The organism is Flavobacterium sp. TAB 87 (genome assembly GCF_001529295.1).
Lineage (GTDB): Bacteria > Bacteroidota > Bacteroidia > Flavobacteriales > Flavobacteriaceae > Flavobacterium.
The window spans coordinates 40246-61790 of record NZ_LLWK01000036.1; the positions used below are offsets into that span (position 1 = coordinate 40246).

Genomic DNA, 21545 nt, shown 5'->3' on the forward strand with positions numbered 1-21545 from the left:
AAAAATAAATTTTAAAACGTGCTACACTTTTTAACGTAGCCTTAAATTATATAGAATGAAAAAAGTAGTATTAGCTTATAGTGGAGGTTTAGATACCTCATATTGCCTTAAATATTTAAAAAATGAACAAGGATATGAAGTTCACACGGTCTTAATTAATACAGGAGGTTTTGACGATGCTGAACTAAAAGAAATTGAAGATAGGGCATATGAATTGGGTAGTGCCAAGCATGCTAATCTTACTATTGTAGATAAATATTACGACAAAGCGATCAAATACTTAATTTATGGTAATGTCTTAAAAAACAATACTTATCCATTATCAGTTAGTGCTGAGCGCGTTTTTCAAGCTATTGAGGCCATTAAATATGCAAAATCAGTTGGAGCAACAGCAATTGCTCACGGTAGTACTGGAGCAGGAAATGATCAAATTCGTTTTGATTTAATTTTTCACACCATTGCGCCAGAAATTGAAATCATCACACCAATTCGCGATTTGAAATTATCGAGACAAGAAGAGGTAGACTATTTGTCTAAAAACGGCGTTCATTATTCTTGGGAAAAAGCGCAATATTCTATAAACAAAGGACTTTGGGGTACTAGTGTTGGTGGAAAAGAAACATTAACTTCTGGAAAACCTTTACCAAACGAAGCTTATCCTTCTCAGTTGATAAAAGAGGGCGAAGAAAAAGTAACTTTAGAGTTTAAAAAAGGAGAGTTGGTTGCTGTTAATGGAAAGAGCGACAAACCTTCAAACAACATTGTAGTTTTAGAAAAATTAGCAAATGCTTTCGCTATTGGTAGAGATACGCACGTTGGTGATACCATTATCGGTATTAAAGGTAGAGTTGGTTTTGAAGCCGCAGCACCTTTGATTATTATCAAAGCACACCATTTATTAGAAAAGCATACTCTGGGTAAATGGCAACAATACTGGAAAGAACAACTAGGAAACTGGTACGGAATGTTGTTTCATGAAGGTCAATTTTTAGACCCGGTAATGAGAAACATAGAAGCTTTCTTAGAAGATACGCAGAAAACGGTAAACGGAACAGTAACTGTATCCTTGAAACCGTATCACTTTTCACTAGACGGAATTGAATCTGAAAACGATTTGATGACAAATAGCTTTGGTCAATACGGAGAAATGAACAATGCTTGGACATCTGATGATGCAAAAGGATTTATTAAAATTCTTGGAAACGCACAAAACATATTTTCATCAGTAAACAATGAAACTTACGAATAAATAATGAAGTCGCAAAATCGAAAGTCATACAGTCGAATGAGATCTTAATACACCTCTACAAACTTTATGACTTTAGACTTATGACTTTGGACTAAAAAAAAACATTATGATTAATATTGGAATAATTGGTGGTTCAGGCTATACAGCAGGAGAGTTAATTAGAATTTTGATGTTTCATCCGAATGCCAAATTAGATTTTGTTTACAGCACCACAAATGCAGGAAAACCTTTAACTGTTGCGCATCAGGATTTGATGGGCGACATTGAAATGAATTTTACCAATACAATCAATCCAAATGTAGATGTGCTTTTCTTGTGCTTAGGACATGGCAAGTCTATTTCGTTTTTAGAAAGCAATAAGTTTTCTGATGCCACCAAAATTATCGATTTAGGTAATGATTTTCGTTTGACAAAAGACAAAGAATTCGAAGGAAAATCTTTTGTTTACGGTTTGCCCGAATTGAATAAAGAGGCCATTAAAAACGCAAATTATATCGCCAATCCAGGTTGTTTTGCAACTGCAATTCAATTGGCTTTATTGCCTTTGGCAAAAGACAATCTACTTTCTGAAGATGTACACATTAATGCAACTACAGGAAGCACTGGAGCCGGAGTTGGACTATCCGCCACCTCGCATTTCAGTTGGAGAAACAACAATTTTTCACATTACAAAGCTTTTGAACACCAGCATTTGGGCGAAATCAACCAAAGTATCAATCAATTGCAAGAATCATATGCAAGTGAATTAATTTTTGTGCCAAATAGAGGTGATTTTCCAAGAGGAATTTTTGCTACTTTATACACAAAAAGTGAAGAAAGTTTAGAAGATTTAGTTGAAAAATACGAAGCATTTTATAAAGACCAACCATTTGTAACCGTTACAACTACAAACATCAACATGAAGCAAGTAGTGCAAACGAACAAGTGTATTATAAGTTTAATGAAAAAAGGAAACCGGGTTTTAATTACATCAATTATTGATAATTTAAGCAAAGGCGCTTCTGGTCAAGCCGTTCAAAACATGAATTTAATGTTTGGATTGGATGAAACAACAGGATTGCATTTGAAACCTTCTGGATTCTAAAAATTAAAATGAGCAAAGAATATAGAATAAAGAAAATAGATTAAAAAATCAGGGCTCATTTTATACTGCTCAGTCTTTATTCTTTATTCTTTTTTCTATTCTCAAAAAAAATAAAATATGAACTTATTCGACGTTTACCCATTATATCCTATTACGCCTGTAAAAGCGCTAGATTGCACGATTACAGATGATAAAGGAATTGAATATTTAGATTTATACTCCGGACACGGCGTAATTTCTATCGGACATACACAACCTTATTATGTTGCAAAAGTAAAAGAACAACTAGATAATTTGAGTTTCTACTCGAATGCGATCCAAAATCCATTGCAAGTAGAATTGGCTGAAAAATTAGGAAAAGCTTCAGGCTTGACGGATTTCAGTTTATTTCTGTGCAGTTCTGGTGCAGAGGCGAATGAAAATGCATTGAAAGTCGCTTCTTTTCATACTGGAAAATCAAGAGTTATTGCTTTTGAAAATTCTTTCCACGGAAGAACTTCGGCAGCAGTTGCAGTAACAGATAATAAGAAAATAGTTGCGCCAATTAATGCACAGCAAGTAGTTACTTTTTTACCATTGAATCAAATTGACTTGGTAGAAGCAGAGTTAAAAAAAGGAGATGTCTGTTGTGTGATTATCGAGCCAATTCAAGGTGTTGGTGGTTTAGACCAAGGAACAACCGAGTTTTTTCAGGCATTAGAAAAAGTTTGTAAAACCAATGAGGTGGTCTTGATTTTAGATGAAGTACAATCGGGTTATGGAAGAAGCGGAAAGTTTTTTGCATTTCAACACCACGGAATCAATCCTGATATTGTAACCACTGCGAAAGGAATGGGGAATGGTTTTCCGATCGGAGGCGTTCTGATTTCTCCAAAATTTGAAGCAAGTTATGGTTTGTTAGGAACTACTTTTGGTGGAAGTCATTTGGCATGCGCTGCGGGAATTGCAGTTTTGGATGTGATGGCAGAACAAAATTTGATCAAAAACGTCCTTAAAGTTTCAGAGTATTTTGTGGAAGCGATTAAAGTAGTTCCAGAAATCATTAAAGTAAAAGGAAGAGGATTGATGCTTGGTGTTGAATTTGACTTTGACGTGAGTGCTTTGAGAAAGAAGATGATTATCGAAAAACATATTTTTACAGGTGGCGCGAACAATAAAAATTTATTGAGAATTCTGCCTCCCTTGACTATTACTACGGAAGCTATTGATACATTTATCTCGGCGTTGCAGGAGTCACTGGCTGAGTTGAAATAATACAATAAATATTTGTCAAAAATTTAAATTTGACAAAGGTTTAAAAATAAAATCTGTAAAATGAGTTAGTATGATTTTATGCGGATCTAAACACATTTTGCACTAATTAAATAAATAATCAACGTCCTTTTTCGACAACGATTCGTTTGCGTGAGGGATAGCAGTGGAGCTCTTTTTATAATTAGCATTTTTTGCTAATTATAAAAAAGCGGGAACGAATAGCCCGGCCCGCCTTTTTCGGCGGGACACGCCCAAAATTAATTAACTAAAAAACAATGAATACAATACTTCCAATTGAAAAAAGAAATGCGGTTTTAATTAAAATGGCAGCTTTGTTAGAGCAAGAAAGAACTGTTTTAAAAAGTATCAATCAGCAAGATTTAGCCAATTATTCTGGAGATGATTTAGCGATGGAAAAACGTTTATTAGTAGATGATGCCAAAGTTGACGGCATGATACTTTCATTGCAACAATTGGCAAGTCAAGAAGATCCTGTTGGTCAAGTTCGTTTTAATTTTACGCACGAAAACGGAATGAAAATCAGCAATAAAACGGCTGCATTTGGAACAATTTTAATTATATATGAATCTAGACCAGACGTAACTGTTGAAGCTGGTGGAATTGCATTTAAGTCGGGAAATAAAATTTTATTAAAAGGCGGAAAGGAATCTATTTTATCAAATCAAAAGATTGTTAGTCTTTGGCATGAAGCGCTAAAGACTACTGGCATCTCTACAGAATGGGTAGAATACTTGAATTACGACAGAGCGCAAACGCAAGAATTTTTAGAAAATCCAACGCAAAAGGTAGATTTAATTGTACCTCGCGGTGGTGAAAAATTAATTGAATTTACCAAAAAACACGCAACCTGTCCAGTAATCGTTAGCGGTCGAGGAAATAATTTTGTGTATGTCAATGCAGATGCAGATTTAGAAAAAGCATTGGCCATTATAATTAATGGTAAAACATCAAATATATCTGTTTGCAATGCTTTAGACAAAGTATTAATTGACACTAATGTACCGAATTGGGAAGTTTTCGCGAAACAACTGGTGACTGAATTACAATTATTTGATGTTACAGTTTTAGGTGATGAATCCATTGCAAGAGCAACTGGAGTTAAAGGGATTGAAAGTGATTTAATTTGGTATGAAGAGTTCTTAGATTATAAAATTGTAATTGGGACGGTAGACGGAAATCCGGAAGCGATTTCGAAAATCAATAAATATTGCGGTGGACATTCGGCATCAATCATTACCAAAAGTGAGGCTTCAGCCCAGCACTTTATGGAAAACGTAGATGCCTCTTCAGTTTATCACAACGCTTCTACTCGTTTTACCGATGGCGGACAGTTTGGTTTAGGTGGCGAATTAGCCATAAGTACGGATAAATTGCACCAGCGTGGACCAATTGGTTTGCAACACTTGGTGACTAATAAATGGTACATTTATGGCGATGGACAGATTCGATAAAATTAATTGCAAGATTAAAAAGTTTAAGAATTGAAAGATTAGAGAAAAAGGATTATACAATTTTACACATTAAAATTTTAAATCTTAAAATGCTTAAATCTTTAAATCTAATAGAAATGGCTAAAAAAAGAATACTATTAAAGATTGGAAGTAATACTTTAACCAAAGAAACCAATCATATATCCAGAGGTAAGGTTGAAGATATTGGTGTACAAATTGCTGCATTAAGCGATGATTATGAATTTATAATCGTAAGTTCTGGCGCCATTGCAGCAGCAAAACAGTTTGTAAAACTCGAAAGTAAAGGCAAAGAAATTGTTGTAAAACAAGCTTTAGCCTCCATTGGTCAACCACACTTAATGCGAATTTTTCACGAAAACTTCAGCGATTTAGGACTGTTGACTTCACAATGCTTACTTTCGTATTCTGATTTTGAAAAGGAGCAGTCCAAAGTCAATATTGTCAATACTATAAATGTTCTGGTAGAGAACAATTATATTCCGATTATCAACGAAAATGATACGGTTGCAACCGATGAGATTCAGTTTGGTGATAATGACAAATTAGCCGCATTGGCCGCCGTATTATTAAAAGTTGATATTTTAATAATTGCAACGAATACTAATGGAATTTACACTAAAGCTTCTATAAACAATGAAGTACCAGAAACTATTTTAATAGTGGAAGACTTAACTAGCTTAGCCAACGAAGTAGGTGATTCAAAATCATCTCACGGAACAGGAGGAATGCAATCAAAAATTGAAGCAGCAGCTATTGCCAAAGCGGCACATATAGAAACATGGGTTGTCAATGGTTTAAACGACAACTTTATTTTACAAGCATTAGAAAACAAAATCCCTTTTACAAAAATAGTATAACGATGAACTATATTTCTATTCAAAACATCGACTCATTAGAAAAATGGGTAAAAAGTGCCTTGAAGATAAAAAGCAATCCACTTAAAAATAAAAAACTTGGTAAAAACAAAACCTTAGGGATGTTGTTTTTTAATCCAAGTTTGCGAACGCGATTGAGTACGCAAAAGGCTGCGATGAACTTAGGCATGAACGTCATGATAATGAATTTTACCAACGAAGGTTGGACATTAGAATTCGAAGACGGAACCATCATGAATCAAGGTGCGTCGGAGCACATTCGCGAAGCTGCAGAGGTAGTTTCTCAGTTCTGTGACATTATCGCCATAAGATCTTTTGCGGGTTTGATTGACAAAGAGAAAGACAATGCCGAAATGGTTTTGAGCGGATTTGCAAAATTTGCTACAGTGCCAATTGTAAACATGGAAAGCGCTGTGGGACATCCACTGCAGTCTTTGGCAGATGCCATAACAATGGAAGAATTTAAAACCCCGCACAGGCCGAAAGTAGTTTTGTCTTGGGCGCCACATCCAAGGGCTTTGCCTCAGGCTGTTGCCAATTCTTTTGTTGAAATGATGCAAAAGCAAGAAAAAATGGATTTTGTAATTACCCATCCCGAGGGTTACGAATTAAACCCAGAGATAACTAAAGATTCCAAAATCGAGTACGACCAAAACAAAGCCTTTGAAAATGCTGATTTTGTATATGTTAAGAATTGGAGTAATTACAACGAGTACGGTTCTGTAACCAACATGGATCCAAATTGGACAGTCACTGCCGAAAAAATGGCGTTGACGAACAACGGAAAATTCATGCACTGTTTGCCTGTTCGCCGTAATGTAATTGTAGCTGATGAGGTGATCGACAGCGAAAATTCCGTGGTAATTCAGCAAGCCAATAACAGAACCTATTCTGCGCAATTGGTGTTGCAAAAGATATTGAAGAAAATGTAATTAGCGTTGCAAAGCCATAAAGTTTCAGAGAAAAAAGGCTTAGAAGTCTTGAATAAAACCGCTGCTGCTTTATTGCTTTGTTCCTTTGAATCTAAAAATAAATGGAAAAAGTTACCGTAATAAAAATAGGAGGTAATATTATTGACAATGCAGCCGAATTAGAGCAATTCCTTACTGATTTTTCAAAAATAGAAGGCAATAAAGTTCTGGTTCACGGCGGTGGAAAATCTGCTACAAAAATGGCCGAAAGTATTGGTTTAGTGCCAAATATGATCGAAGGCCGTCGCGTTACTGATGCCCCAATGTTAGATGTTGTTGTCATGATTTATGCAGGTCAAATTAATAAAAATATCGTGGCACAATTACAAGCTAAAGACAATAATGCAATTGGCTTTTCGGGTGCAGATGGAAATTTGATTCAGTCAACCAAGAGAAACCATCCTACTATCGACTACGGTTATGTCGGCGACGTAAAAGCGGTAAATACCAACTTATTACAAACTTTACTATCTCATAAAATTGTTCCCGTATTTTGTGCCATTACGCACGACAAAAACGGACAATTGTTAAACACAAACGCCGATACCATTGCAAGCGAACTCGCAATTGCATTGTCTGAAGTTTACGAAGTAACTTTAAATTATTGCTTCGAAAAACAAGGCGTTCTGTCCGATTCAGAAGATGATGATTCGGTAATTCCACAAATTAACTCCAAATTATACGCACAACTCAAGGCCGAAAAAGTAATTCATTCGGGCATGATTCCTAAGTTAGACAACTGTTTCAATAGTTTGTCAAAAGGGGTGCAACAAATAAAAATAGGGCACCATCAAATGTTAAAAAACGATCAAATCGTGCATACATTAATTACCCTCTAACCGTTTTAAATTATATTATTTGAAACAAAAATCTTAAAACAGTTATATGAAAACCATAGAACTATTGACGCAGGAAGCCATCGCTTTACTAAAAAAATTAATAGAAACGCCTTCATTTTCAAGCGAAGAAGACCAAACGGCACTTTTAATAGAAAGTTGGTTTATACAAAATCAAATTCCGTTTAAAAGAGAAAAAAACAACGTTTGGGCTTTCAATAAGTTTTTCGACAAGAGCAAACCAACCTTATTATTAAATTCACATCACGATACCGTAAGACCCAATCAAGCTTACACCAATGACCCATTTAAAGCCATTGTCCAAGACGGGAAATTATTTGGTTTAGGCAGCAATGACGCCGGCGGTTGCTTGGTTTCGCTATTGGCGACTTTCGTATATTTCTACGAAAATGATAATTTATCACACAATTTGGTTGTGGTAGCATCGGCAGAAGAGGAGAGTAGTGGCAAAAATGGCTTAAATAGCGTTTTACAACATTTACCAACACTAGATTGTGCCATTGTTGGTGAGCCAACTTTGATGCAATTGGCAGTTGCCGAAAAAGGTTTACTGGTTTTAGATGTCAAAATAAAAGGTACTGCCAGTCATGCAGCGCATCAAAATGACGACAATTGCATTTACAACACCATGCAAATCATCGATTGGTTCAAGACTTTCAAATACGATAAAATTTCAGAACAATTGGGTCCCGTAAAAATGACTGTTACTCAAATAAATGCCGGAAAACAGCACAATGTTGTACCGTCAGAATGTGATTTGGTGGTCGATATTCGTGTCAACGATTGCTATTCTAATACTGAAATTCTAGAAGTTGTAAAGAACAATATAAATGCTGAGGTTACGCCACGTTCCATGCAGCTAAACGCGTCTTCAATTCCCGTAAATCACGGGTTGGTACAAGCGGGTATTGCGCTCGGAAGAACCACTTATGGTTCGCCAACGCTTTCAGATCAGTCGGTTTTGAGCTGTCAATCGCTTAAATTAGGACCAGGCGAAACTTTGCGATCACATTCTGCAGATGAGTTTATATTTTTGAATGAAATCGAAGAAGGAATAGATTTATACATTAAGATCTTAACCGATTTTTTTAAGCTTTAGAATGATTAGGAGCTATTTCCCGCTATTCGCTATATCTTTACTTGCCTAGAGAAGGCAAGCAAAGGATGCCGCTGCTATCGGGGCTAGGGACTTAAATTTTAAATCAAGTTTTTCTTAAATAAGAAACTTCGCAAATCTCTGAGCAATCTCTGAGCCTCTTTGCGAAACAAAAAATAATAATTATGAAACTTTGGGAAAAAGGAATACCAACCGACAAAAAAATTGAGCAATTTACAGTTGGAAATGATAGAGATTTAGATTTGGTTTTGGCCAAATATGATGCTTTGGGTTCTATTGCGCATGCCAAAATGTTAGGCCAAATCGGACTTTTAACTTCCGAAGAAACCAGTTCGTTAGTAGCTGCTTTAAATGAAATTATTGCCGATGTCGAAAAAGGAAACTTTGAAATCGAAGATTCTTTCGAAGACGTTCATTCTAAAATTGAATATTTGTTAACTGTTAAGTTGGGCGATGCTGGAAAAAAAATTCATACCGCGCGTTCTCGCAACGACCAAGTTTTAGTCGATGTGCATTTGTATTTAAAAGACGAATTAAAAGCCATTAAGGAGCAAGTAAAAACGTTGTTTGATCTGATGATGGAATCGGCCGAAAAGCATCAAAATGTTTTGTTACCAGGGTATACGCATTTGCAAATTGCAATGCCATCGTCCTTTGGAATGTGGTTTTCAGCTTACGCCGAAAGTTTAATTGATGATGTAACGATGTTGAATGCTGCGTTAAAAATTGTAGATCAAAATCCGTTGGGTTCTGCTGCAGGTTATGGCAGTTCTTTTCCAATCAATAGAACTCTTACCACGCAAGAATTGGGTTTTGAAACTATGAAATACAATGTTGTTGCGGCTCAAATGAGTCGTGGAAAGGCAGAGAAAACAGTTGCTTTCGCCATGAGCAGCGTAGCAGCTACTTTGTCTAAATTTTCTATGGACGTTTGTTTGTACATGAGTCAAAACTTTGGTTTCATTGGTTTACCTGCGCATTTAACGACCGGTTCGAGCATCATGCCACACAAAAAGAATCCTGATGTATTTGAGTTAATTCGCGGAAAATGCAACAAGATTCAGGCATTACCTTATGAAATTACGCTAATCACCAATAACCTTCCAAGTGGCTATCACCGCGACTTGCAGTTATTGAAAGAAGGATTGTTTCCAGCGCTTCAAAACTTGAAAGCTTGCTTGGATATTGCAATTTTTTCAATCAAAGATATTACAGTTAAAGAAGGAATACTCAAAGATAAAAAGTACGATTATCTTTTTACTGTTGATACGTTAAACGAAATGGTAGTTGCCGGAATGCCTTTTAGAGATGCATACAAGGCCGTTGCTGAGCAGCTGGAAAGTGGTACATACGAATCACCAAAAGCAACAAAGCATACGCACGAAGGAAGCATCAACAATCTTTGTTTGACAGAGATCAGAGCGAAGATGAAATCTTCTTATTAAAATATAAAATGCGCTATTGATCATAGCGCATTTTTTTTGACCTAATATTAAAACCAAAAACAGAAAAATCATGTTAATTACATATAGTTGAAATTACTATCTTGCAGAAAAAATGTATGTCATCATTTGAAGAAAAATCTACTTTAAAACTTTTTGAAAAAAATTTCATTACAGAAAACCAGTTCAATCAAATAAAGGAATACCGTGGTCTTGGTATTTTCTCATTGCATGCAGAACTAAAACTGGCGCTTTATCTGTCTGTTTTACTATTTACCTCTGGTGTTGGAATTTTAATTTATAACAACATTGATACTATTGGTCACGTTGCGATATTATCTCTATTAGTGATTACGATCGCAGTTTGCTTTTATTTTAGTTTTAAAAACTCAAATGGTTTTAGTCGTGCAGAAACCCAATTCGAAAATCCAGTTTTAGATTATGTTGTATTGGGCGCAAATATTTTAACCTGCACCTTTATTGGATACCTACAATTTCAGTACAATGCTTTCGGCACACTTTATGGCTTAGCAACGCTAATACCCACAATAATTTGTTTCTTTTCTGCTTACTATTTTGACAACAAAAGTGTTTTAAGTATAGCAATTACTGGTCTTGCAGCCTACATTGGATTGACGGTCACGCCCCGTGCACTCTTAAGCGAAGAATTTTACGCGACTGAGGGTTTAAGTTTTTCTGCAATTGCTCTTGGGATTGCTCTTATAGCTTGGACAATCTACAGTAAACGAACTATTTTAAAAACGCATTTTTCATTGATCTTTTTTACTTTTGCATTACATCTTATTGGTCTTGTATCCATTACTAATTTGGTGCACTTTAACTCTGCTATTTGGTTGCTTTTCTTGATAATACTTGGCGTAGCCTGCTTTTATTTTTATAAAATTAGTTACGAAATCAAATCAATTTCATTGTATGTTTTTACAATAATTTATGCCTACATAGGCTTAAATTTGGTCATTGCACAACTCTTTACTATAATTGATTTTGATGATATCTGGGAATTGCTAATTGTACTCTTGCCTTTTTATTTTGTAACCTCCATCGTAATTTTTATCAAATTGATTAAAAAATTTAATAAACTTAAAAACTAATGCAAGCAATAAATAGTACTAAACTAGAAAACCTTATTTTGGTCGAGGAAGCAAAGTCATTGCAAAATGCTGGTTTTATTGGCAAGGAACAAATAGAATACATTAAAAAAGAGTTGGACACGCCTAAGACAAATACTAATATTCTTGTTCGTTTGGGTTTCGTTTTGTTGGGTCTATTATTATATGTGTCAATATGCGGGGCATTTTCACTTCTTGGAATTTCAGGAATTGATAATAATTGGGAAGTCTTTCTGTATTTATATGCTATTATCGGAGTTGTAGGTGCTGAATTTCTCTATGCTCAAAATTATTTTAAACATGGTTTAGAAGAAGCTTTTCTACTGGGATCTCAATTGGCTTTAGGCGTGGCCATTAGTGAAGTATTTGAATCTGATTTACTTACTGCTATTGTTGTGGCAGCTGTCGCTATTTTAATGTATATCAGATACTTACACATACTGTCCATGCTTATTTTTTGCGTGGCGCTTTCCGTCTTTCTATTTTTGGCAATGTTGGAGTTCGGAACAATAGGAAAGAGCATTTTACCTTTTGTTTCACTTTTGTTTTCAGCAGGCTTTTATTTCTGGACAAAAAAATTAAAAGGTAATTTAGTAAAACAATATTATCGCGAAGGGATTTTACTTGCCAATACTTTCTGTTTAATTCTATTTTATCTTTCGTGTAATTATTTTGTAGTTAGAGAACTTTCTGTAGTACTGCTAGAAAATGAAATTCTTTCCAGTACAGATATTCCCTTTGCTTTATTTTTTTACTGCTTTACGATAATCGTTCCAATTTTATATTTAATTCAAGCACTAAAAACGAAAGACAAAATTATGCTGTGGATTAGTTTTTTAGCAGTTGCATTTTCTATGTATTCTTTTGAGATTTATTTCTCTGCTCTATCAGGAGAGATTGAATTAACGATCGCAGGATTAGTATTGTTTGGAATTGCTTTCTTTGCGATAAAAAAATTAAAACATAATGACATAGGAATTACCTTTAAACCAGATAGAATTACTAATTCAAATCAATTCCTAAATGCAGAAGCATTAATTGTAGCTTCGACTTTTGGAATGAGACCAGAAGTATCTTCAGAATCTTCGATGGAATTTGGAGGTGGAGATTTTAGTGGAGGAGGAGCTGGAGGAAGCTTTTAAAAAAATAATACCCAAACCATTAATGAGGTTTGGGTATTATATGATTTCCTATAATTTAATACGTATACTAAATTTTACTTTTTAATGTCTCTGCATTGATATCGCTATGAGAGGCATTGTAAGTGGCTTTTTTATTCTTAATTAAAATAAGTTGAGGCGATTGATGTTGAACACCAAAACGATTCGCTATTTCATTTGACACATCTCGATATGAAATTAAGTCTAAAAAATAAGCATCAACTACTTCATTTAAATCGTATTCTCTTTCAAATTGTTTCAGTGCCATTCGGCTAATGCTACAACGAGTGCTGTGTTTAAAAATTACAATAGGCTTAACACTAGAATTAGACTCAATATCAGCTAACTGTGTTAAATTTGTAAGAGGAATCCAGTTCACTTTTGAATCTGATTGTTTTTCTGCATCAGAACTTCCGAAAATATTAGATAAAAAACTCATTTTGTCTTGATTTATGACCTTTTGACATAATATTTTAATTTTTTTTCAAAATAAACGTCATTTTGTCTGTTTATATGTAATGGAATGTAATTTGACCATTGTCTAGCAAAGTTAATTATTCTTATAAATAATAGTAACTAAAAAATTAATAAAGATGAATATAAATAAATTTACCATAAAATCTCAGGAAGCCATTCAGCTTTCGCAACAATTGGCGCAGCGTAATGAGCAACAACAAATTGAAAATGAACATATTCTCAAAGCAATTTTTGAAGTTGATGAAAATGTAGCACCTTTTTTATTGAAAAAATTAAATGTAAATGTGCCTTTATTTCTGCAACTTTTAGACAGTCAAATTAAGAGTTTTCCTAAAGTTTCTGGCGGAGAGCTAATGTTTTCTAGAATTGCAAATACCACTTTGAACGAAGCTGAAATTATTGCTCAAAAAATGAACGATGAATACGTTTCGATCGAACATTTAATTTTAGCTATTTTTGATTCTAAAAGTAAAGTTTCACAAATTTTAAAAGACCAAGGCGTTACAGGAAAAGGGTTAAAAGCTGCAATCGAAGAATTGCGAAAAGGTGAACGAGTAACGTCGTCTTCGGCGGAAGAAAATTATAATTCATTAAATAAATTTGCAAAAAACTTAAACGAATTGGCTCGTACTGGAAAATTAGATCCTGTGATCGGCCGTGATGAAGAGATTCGACGCGTATTGCAAATTTTGACTCGTAGAACTAAAAATAACCCCATGTTAATTGGAGAGCCAGGAGTTGGTAAAACTGCGATCGCTGAAGGTTTAGCGCACAGAATTGTTGATGGAGATGTTCCTGAAAATTTAAAAGATAAAATTGTTTTTTCACTAGATATGGGTGCTTTAATCGCAGGAGCAAAGTACAAGGGAGAATTTGAAGAACGGTTAAAATCAGTAGTAAAAGAAGTTACTGCTGCCGAAGGCGACATTGTTTTATTTATTGATGAAATTCACACTTTAGTCGGAGCAGGCGGCGGAGATGGCGCCATGGACGCGGCTAACATCTTAAAACCAGCTCTGGCTCGCGGAGAATTAAGAGCTATTGGTGCGACTACTTTAGATGAATATCAAAAATATTTTGAGAAAGACAAAGCGTTAGAACGTCGTTTTCAGAAAGTATTGATCGATGAGCCAGATACTGAAAGTGCGATTTCAATTTTACGAGGAATTAAAGAAAAATACGAAACGCATCACAAAGTTCAGATTAAAGATGAAGCGATCATTGCTGCTGTCGAATTATCGCAACGGTACATAACGAATCGATTTTTACCAGATAAAGCGATTGACTTGATGGATGAAGCTGCCTCGAAATTGCGTATGGAAATTAATTCAAAACCCGAAGAATTGGATGTTTTGGATCGTAAAGTGATGCAATTGGAAATTGAAATTGAAGCCATTAAACGCGAAAATGATGAGTCAAAACTAAAAGGACTTCGATTGGATTTAGCCAATGTAAAAGAAGACCGAAACGAGATTTATGCCAAATGGAAATCTGAAAAAGATATCGTGGATGGTATTCAGCAGGTAAAACATGAGATCGAAGATTTTAAATACGAAGCGGAACGTGCAGAACGTGACGGTGACTACGGAAAAGTAGCTGAAATTCGTTATGGAAAAATCAAGGAAACACAAGAACGTTTGGAAGCATTGCAAAAACAATTACAAGAATTTCAACAAGGTAGTTCTTTGATAAAAGAAGAAGTAACTCGCGAAGATATAGCAGAAGTTGTGGCTAAATGGACCGGTATTCCAGTTATGAAAATGCTACAAACCGAACGCGAAAAATTATTGCATTTAGAAGATGAATTACACAAACGTGTGGTGGGTCAAGAAGAAGCAATTGAAGCGGTAAGTGATGCTGTACGCAGAAGTAGAGCGGGATTGCAAGACATGAAAAAACCAGTGGGGACGTTTTTATTTTTAGGAACTACTGGAGTGGGTAAAACCGAGCTTGCCAAAGCTTTGGCAGAATATCTTTTTGATGATGATAATGCGATGACTCGTATTGATATGAGCGAATACCAAGAACGTCATAGTGTGAGTCGTTTAGTTGGTGCGCCTCCAGGATATGTTGGTTATGATGAAGGCGGACAATTGACAGAAGCTGTTCGTAGAAAACCGTATTCTGTAATCTTGTTAGATGAGATTGAAAAAGCGCATCCAGATACTTTTAATATTTTATTACAAGTTTTAGATGAAGGTCGTTTAACGGATAACAAAGGGCGTTTGGCTGATTTTAAAAATACCATTATCATCATGACGTCTAATATGGGTAGTCAAATTATACAAGATAAATTTGATAATAGTAAGGGTAATGTTGAAGCTGCATCTGAAGCGGCAAAAGTGGAGGTTTTAGCTTTACTAAAGCAGACGGTTCGTCCGGAGTTTATCAACCGTATTGATGAAATTGTTTTGTTTACACCATTGACCGTCGCCAATATTACAAAAATTGTCGGTTTACAATTAAAAAGCGTGACCAAAATGTTAGCGTTGCAAGGCATAACGATGGATGCAACTCCACAAGCAGTTGCCTATTTGGCCGACAAAGGATACGATCCGCAATTTGGAGCCAGACCTGTAAAACGTGTAGTGCAGCGTGAGGTTTTAAATCAATTGTCTAAAGAAATTCTTTCGGGTGCCATTACCACCGATAGTATTATTTTGCTAGATGCTTTTGATGGTCAATTGGTTTTTAGAAACCAAACGCATACAGTTTGAAATTAATTTTAGGTACTCAGTAGTAAATTGAAAAAAGGTGTGAAATTTAATTTTTGCACCTTTTTTTATATAAATTCATCGCAGCTTTTTGTTAAAGAATTGCTTAATCTATTGATGATGATACGGTTCGTTTTTTAAAATTGTAAATCCACGATACAATTGTTCTATAAAGAACAAACGTACCATTTGATGCGAGAACGTCATTAAAGACAGTGATATTTTTCCTTGGGCTTTATTGTAAACTGCTTCTGAAAATCCGTACGGACCGCCAATTACAAAAACCAGAGTTTTTACTCCAGAATTCATTTTCTTTTGCAATTCGTCAGAAAATCCAACGCTCGAAAAATTTTTACCGTTTTCATCTAATAAAATCAACTGATCAGTTACCGCTAATTTGGACAAGATTAGTTCGCCTTCTTTCTCTTTTTGTTGGCTTTCAGACAAGTTTTTTACATTTTTAATATCTGGAATAATGTCAAGATCAAATTTGATATAAAAAGACAATCGTTTGCTGTAATCATCGATTAAAGTTTGCAACGCTTTATTATCGGTTTTACCAATGGCAAGAAGCTTAATGTTCATTAAATTTTATTTTTTATTGGAATAGACAGTTTTAAAATGTTCTACAATAGGAAAAGGTTCGTAATAATGATGCAACAATTCTTTCCATTGTAAATAAGCTGATGATTCTCTAAATCCTATGGTATGAGATTCTAAAGTATTCCATTCAACTAGTAAAAGATACTTATTATCTATCTCTAAACATTTTTGTAAAGTATGACTTAAATATCCTTCGACAGCACTAATATATTGACTTGCTTTTATAAAATCCAATTCAAAATCTTTTGTTTTACCTTTTTTTACAAAAAGTACGACGCCTTCTAAAATCATAAATTATAGTTTTGAAATGGAATCTTCAAAAGTTTTGAAGCGTTGATCTAAATCTTTTATTAATTGTTTTTTGACTGCGTTTTCTTTGATGAAACTATAGTTGATGCTATTGTACACATATTTTTTTATGTCTTCATAACTCACTTCAGGATAGCGTTTTGCGAGTAAAACAAATTGCTCTGTGATGTTTGTTCTTAAAATTCCAGCATCGTCGGTACTGATTACAATTGGAACATCAAATTGTTTGTAAAGCGAAAACGGATGACGGTTTTCTTTTACTTTTAATATGAATTCATTACTGACTAAATTGATCTCAATCGGAATCTCATTTTTAGACATATAACGCAATAAATCATACGAGTTTTTCTCATATGCAATATCCACTCCATGACCAATTCGGTTGGCTCCCGCAATATAAACAGCGGCATTAATGTGCCAAGTTAAATCTTCTGGCTGTACTAAACCAAGCGTCAATTCGCCGGCGTGCAAAGTGTATTTTACGTTTGGAAATTTTGTGTGACAATATTTAAAGAAAACCATGTGTAACCAATAATCTTGCATCGAATTAGCGCCATCTTCTGGCGAAACAATGTTCACTCCAGCAATAAGATCGCTAGAATCGGCTGAGATAAATGCGATCACCAAGTTGGTAAATAAATCGACAGGTTCCATAAATCGCAACACGAAATTTTGATAACGCATGGTAAATTGCTTGTCGTCAATTTTTAGGTCATGGTGTAATTTGGCTACGAAATTCTGATTAAAATCTTTTGCATACGATTGAGCGTTCTTTTTTTCAATAAAATTGAATATCTCTTCTAAAAGTTTAAAAACTTTCTTTTCGTCCTTCGAAACTGCAGCTTCTCGAAGTTGTTTATCGTAGAGCTTGAGATCAGCTAAATCTAGATCGTGCGGAATTGTAGACAATTGTGTTTCGATGTAACTCAAATTTTCTGCAATGGCTCTATTTTTTAATTCCAGTAAACCATTTGAAAAACTACCATCTAAAGTTGTGAAAAATTTATCAAAGGAGTCAAAAAATAAATCATCGGATGGAACTGATCCGTTGTAATCTTTTACCGACCACGTTTCTAGAATTTTTTGCTGATATGCTTTAAGTTTTCCTTCTTTTTCTAAAGAAGAAAATAAAGACCAATTACCTCTAATTCCTTTTGATTTAGAAACGTCCATCGTTTCTAAATTTAGATAAAAATCTTCTTTAATTGCTTTTGCTAACAAAGGCTCTGCATAAATAGAACCCGAAAAATGATGGTGTAGGTCACCTCCCTTTGGCATTTGCTGAAAAAATGCAGTTAATTCGACTTCTTTTGTCCTAATTTTAGTTAAATAGTCAGCAGTCGATTGAGCGAATGTAAATTGAAAAAAAATAGAAAAAAATAGAGTAGCAATTAATTTCATATAGTACGTTTAAAAGTAAATAAAAAATATTTACAGTTAGCAAAAGTACTTTATTTCGCGCAATTTTAAAAGAAGCTCGGTTGTTGGCGTTTTAGTTTGATAGAATATCGCTATTTATTTTGTCAATCTTGTCATTCAATATAAAATTTAAGATTCAAAAATATGCAATCTTCTTCTTGCTGCAGCTGAGAAGTATCTAACAAAAATTCACCAAATTAATCGAAATTTGGTGATAGGCTTTACCATTATCGGAGAAATTTATCGTTCCTAGAAAGACCAAGATAGTTCTAAAATCAACATCAAGACTACAGTTTAGAAACTTCAATTTCATTGGCTTCTTTAGCTTTCTTTTCTTCTTTTTCCTTTTGAAGTTCTTGCTTTTTAGTGGTCAGTAAACTTCCTAACATCATAAAAACAGTACTTAAGACAATGACTTGAATTATTAAAGATTTATTCACCAAAGGAATTTTTAGAATGGGATCTAAACTTAAAAACAATAATATCGTAATTAATCCACGAGGTGCGACAAACAATAATGGCATCAATGGAATTTTTGATAAATACAACTGTATGGCACGAAGAGAGTAAATAATTAATACAATGACCAATGCCCAAATAACCGTGTCTGGATTTAATATTTCAGAGGTTTCTAGCAAATAACCAAATAGTAAAAAGAATAAAGAGCGTACTACAAAAGCAGCTTCTATATTTAATTCCTTAAATTTTTCGACCTCTTTCGTTAATGAATCAGGACGGAATCTTTCGCTCCACTTGAAACGCTTCAACTCATCAAAATTATTAATTGAGAGTCCAAAAATAAGGATAAATAGTAAAGCTGGTAAGTGATACATTTTTGATATCTCGTAGATTAAAATAATCAACAAAATAATTGGAACAAACTTAATATGATGGTCAATTTTATTCAATAAAAACGAAAGCAGTAGAGTTGCTAAAAACGAAACTACAATGATAATTAGCATCTGCAATAGGAAAAATCCGAAAGTAGCCGCACCAAAATCAGTATTATACAAAACGAAGTTAAAGAAAATCACACCAAAAATATCAGATAAACTACTCTCATAAGTAACAAATTCGCGTTTTTCTGAGCTTAAATTTCGAACACTAGGAATCGCTATTGAACTACTAATCACACAAAACGGAATAGCACTACATAGAGATGCTTTAAAATCATAGCCACCATAATAGTGAAAAAGGTACGCCAAAATAATAGCCATCGTTACTACGGGTAAAAATGCTCCCAGGGATGATTTTTTAATCAAACTAACTTTTGATTCGTTCAACTCTAATTCCAAAGATCCTTCCAAAACAATTAAAATCAGACCAATAGTTCCTAAAATGGGTAATACCATAGAAAAATCAGGAAGATCAATAAATAGTAAATCAGTTACTTGACGAACAACCCATCCTAATAAAAGCAATAATATAACTGATGGAATTTTAGTTTTAGAAGACGTCAAATCAAAGAGATAAGCGACAAGTAATAAAACGCAAAAAGTAATTATAATAGTCATAAATGAAATTTAAAATTTGAGTGGTTCACTTTTCTTATTCAAAAAAAAGTTTAAAAAAGCATGTAATATAATACATTTGAAACTTAATATAATACTTTTTCATCATTTTGGACTAAATATTTTGCTTGTAATTCCCTTTGCAAATGATTGTTTGACCGCTATTTTACTCGTATTTATTTTATAGTTATCACTTTATACTTGTCATTTCTTTTAAAAATTTTACTTTTGCCTTTCTTAAATTGAAAGAACTCTCTTTCTTACAATTGCCTGAAAAGTGCAATTAGTAATAATAAAATCTTCCAGAATTAAAACGAATGAAGCAATACTTTAAGTTATTTGATTTTACTCAGAAAGTAGACTATAAAATCGAGATTTTAGCAGGTTTAACGGTTGCAATGACTATGATTCCCGAATCGTTGTCTTTTGCTATTCTAGCTGGTTTTCCTCCGCTTGTTGGTTTATACGCTGCTTTTATAATGGGATTGGTAACTGCAATTTTTGGTGGTCGTCCAGGTCTGGTTTCTGGTGGAGCAGGAGCTACGGTTATCGTTTTAATTGCATTAATGAAATCACACGGTTTAGAGTTTGTTTTTGCCGCTGTAGCATTGGCGGGAATTATACAAATTTTAGTCGGATTATTTAAGTGGGGTAAATTTATACGATTAGTACCGCAACCCGTGATGTTTGGTTTCGTAAATGGTTTGGCAATAATTATTTTTATGTCACAATTAGAGCAATTTAAAACTATTGTTAACGGTCAAAGTGTATGGTTAAGTGGCAATCCGCTTTATATTATGGTCGGCTTAGTTGCTCTAACAATCAGCATCGTTTTCTTTTTACCTAAGATAACAAAAGTAATTCCTGCGTCTTTAGTGGCGATTTTAGTAGTATTTGGCATCGTATTAGGTTTTGGCATCGAAACTAAAACTGTTGCCGATATCGCTTCAATAAGTGGCGGATTTCCACCTTTCCACATCCCTAATATTCCATTTACGTTAGAAACTTTACAAGTTGTTTTTCCGTACGCTTTAATTATGGCTTCTGTTGGTTTAACCGAAGGATTGTTAACATTAAATTTGGTTGATGAAATTACAAAAACTAAAGGAAATGGAAACAAAGAATGTATCGCTCAAGGAAGTGCCAATATTTTAAATGGTTTCTTTTTTGGAATGGGAGGTTGTCCAATGATTGCCCAAACACTAGTTAATCTTTCAGCAGGTTCACGAGCTCGCTTGTCGGGAATTATTGCTGCTCTCACTATCTTAATTATTATTTTATTTGGAGCTCCTATAATCGAGCTTTTACCCATGGCTGCATTAGTGGGTGTGATGATTATGGTAGCAATTGGAACTTTTGAATGGATTAGTTTTAGAGTTATCAATAAAATGCCAAAACACGATATTTTTGTTGGGGTTTTGGTTGCCATCGTGACTGTATTTCTGCATAATTTAGCTTTAGCAGTTTTAATAGGAGTAATTATTTCGGCTTTAGTTTTTGCTTGGGAAAGTGCCAAACGCATTAGAGCTAAAAAGTATATTGATGAAAAAGGAGTGAAGCATTACGAAATTTACGGTCCATTGTTTTTTGCATCTACAACTGCTTTCGCAGAAAAGTTTGATGTAGTTGGAGATCCCAATGAAGTTATCATAGACTTTGCAGAAAGTAAAATCGCAGACATGAGCGCTATAGATGCCGTTCATAAAATTACCGAACGCTATGCAAAAGAGAATAAAACAGTACATCTGCGACATTTAAGCGAAGACTGCCGTTTGCTATTACGCAATGCAGCAAGCATTATTGAGGTCAATATAGTAGAAGATCCAACCTATAAAGTAGCAATAGATTAGTTTTAAAAAAAGAGCTTGAAATTTCAAGCT

General features: G+C 34.3%; 18 protein-coding genes. 13 read left to right on the forward strand and 5 right to left on the reverse strand.

Translation table 11 applies throughout. From position 1 onward, the window contains the following. Positions 1–55: 55 nt before the first annotated feature. From AP058_RS08170 to AP058_RS08220, 11 genes are all read left to right on the forward strand, one after another. A complete protein-coding gene (locus AP058_RS08170) occupies positions 56–1249 on the forward strand; it encodes an argininosuccinate synthase (protein WP_066309036.1) in 1194 nt (397 codons plus the stop codon). 106 nt (positions 1250–1355) lie between these two features. Next, positions 1356–2333 (forward strand): N-acetyl-gamma-glutamyl-phosphate reductase, encoded by a 978-nt coding sequence (gene argC / locus AP058_RS08175; RefSeq protein ID WP_066309040.1) that lies wholly within the window; start codon positions 1356–1358, stop codon positions 2331–2333. A gap of 117 nt (positions 2334–2450) precedes the next feature. Next, a complete protein-coding gene (locus AP058_RS08180; protein WP_066309042.1) occupies positions 2451–3587 on the forward strand; it encodes an aspartate aminotransferase family protein in 1137 nt (378 codons plus the stop codon). Between the two features lie 275 nt (positions 3588–3862). Continuing rightward, positions 3863–5059, forward strand: coding sequence for a glutamate-5-semialdehyde dehydrogenase (locus AP058_RS08185; protein ID WP_066309046.1), 1197 nt, complete (start codon positions 3863–3865; stop codon positions 5057–5059). 116 nt (positions 5060–5175) lie between these two features. Further along, on the forward strand, positions 5176–5937 hold the full coding sequence (gene proB, locus AP058_RS08190) for a glutamate 5-kinase (RefSeq protein WP_066309582.1): 762 nt from the start codon (positions 5176–5178) through the stop codon (positions 5935–5937). A gap of 2 nt (positions 5938–5939) precedes the next feature. Beyond that, a complete protein-coding gene (locus tag AP058_RS08195) occupies positions 5940–6887 on the forward strand; it encodes an N-acetylornithine carbamoyltransferase (RefSeq protein ID WP_066309048.1) in 948 nt (315 codons plus the stop codon). 101 nt (positions 6888–6988) lie between these two features. After that, complete coding sequence (argB, locus tag AP058_RS08200) at positions 6989–7765, forward strand: acetylglutamate kinase (protein ID WP_066309051.1); 777 nt, start codon at positions 6989–6991, stop codon at positions 7763–7765. A gap of 46 nt (positions 7766–7811) precedes the next feature. Next, positions 7812–8882 carry a M20 family metallo-hydrolase gene (locus AP058_RS08205; protein WP_066309053.1) on the forward strand — a complete coding sequence of 357 codons (1071 nt, stop codon included), beginning with the start codon at positions 7812–7814 and terminating at the stop codon, positions 8880–8882. A gap of 182 nt (positions 8883–9064) precedes the next feature. Next, positions 9065–10345 (forward strand): argininosuccinate lyase, encoded by a 1281-nt coding sequence (gene argH, locus AP058_RS08210; protein ID WP_066309057.1) that lies wholly within the window; start codon positions 9065–9067, stop codon positions 10343–10345. A 116-nt stretch (positions 10346–10461) separates the two neighbouring features. Continuing rightward, on the forward strand, positions 10462–11454 hold the full coding sequence (locus tag AP058_RS08215; protein ID WP_066309060.1) for a DUF2157 domain-containing protein: 993 nt from the start codon (positions 10462–10464) through the stop codon (positions 11452–11454). Continuing rightward, a complete protein-coding gene (locus tag AP058_RS08220) occupies positions 11454–12614 on the forward strand; it encodes a hypothetical protein (protein ID WP_066309061.1) in 1161 nt (386 codons plus the stop codon). The genes AP058_RS08215 and AP058_RS08220 overlap by 1 nt, the downstream gene beginning before the upstream one ends. A 67-nt stretch (positions 12615–12681) precedes the next feature. Here the strand turns inward: AP058_RS08220 and ytxJ are convergent, their stop codons facing one another. Further along, positions 12682–13071 (reverse strand): bacillithiol system redox-active protein YtxJ, encoded by a 390-nt coding sequence (gene ytxJ, locus AP058_RS08225; protein WP_066309062.1) that lies wholly within the window; start codon positions 13069–13071, stop codon positions 12682–12684. A 154-nt stretch (positions 13072–13225) separates the two neighbouring features. Here ytxJ and clpB point away from each other — a divergent pair, with 154 nt between their 5' ends. After that, entirely contained in the window at positions 13226–15826 is a 2601-nt protein-coding gene (gene clpB, locus AP058_RS08230) for an ATP-dependent chaperone ClpB (protein WP_066309068.1), read from the forward strand. Between the two features lie 108 nt (positions 15827–15934). Here the strand turns inward: clpB and rlmH are convergent, their stop codons facing one another. From rlmH to AP058_RS08250, 4 genes are all read right to left on the reverse strand, one after another. Continuing rightward, entirely contained in the window at positions 15935–16408 is a 474-nt protein-coding gene (gene rlmH, locus AP058_RS08235) for a 23S rRNA (pseudouridine(1915)-N(3))-methyltransferase RlmH (protein ID WP_066309071.1), read from the reverse strand. Positions 16409–16414: 6 nt separating this feature from the next. After that, positions 16415–16717: an antibiotic biosynthesis monooxygenase gene (locus AP058_RS08240; protein ID WP_066309074.1), complete on the reverse strand. Its 303-nt coding sequence runs from the start codon at positions 16715–16717 to the stop codon at positions 16415–16417. A 3-nt stretch (positions 16718–16720) separates the two neighbouring features. Further along, positions 16721–18136 (reverse strand): adenosine deaminase, encoded by a 1416-nt coding sequence (locus AP058_RS08245; RefSeq protein ID WP_066309076.1) that lies wholly within the window; start codon positions 18134–18136, stop codon positions 16721–16723. 305 nt (positions 18137–18441) lie between these two features. After that, positions 18442–19668 carry a cation:proton antiporter gene (locus tag AP058_RS08250; RefSeq protein WP_066309078.1) on the reverse strand — a complete coding sequence of 409 codons (1227 nt, stop codon included), beginning with the start codon at positions 19666–19668 and terminating at the stop codon, positions 18442–18444. 314 nt (positions 19669–19982) lie between these two features. Between AP058_RS08250 and AP058_RS08255 the strand changes: the two genes are divergently transcribed. After that, positions 19983–21515, forward strand: a complete 1533-nt coding sequence (locus AP058_RS08255; protein ID WP_066309085.1) for a SulP family inorganic anion transporter — start codon at positions 19983–19985, stop codon at positions 21513–21515. The last annotated feature ends 30 nt before the right edge of the window (positions 21516–21545 follow it).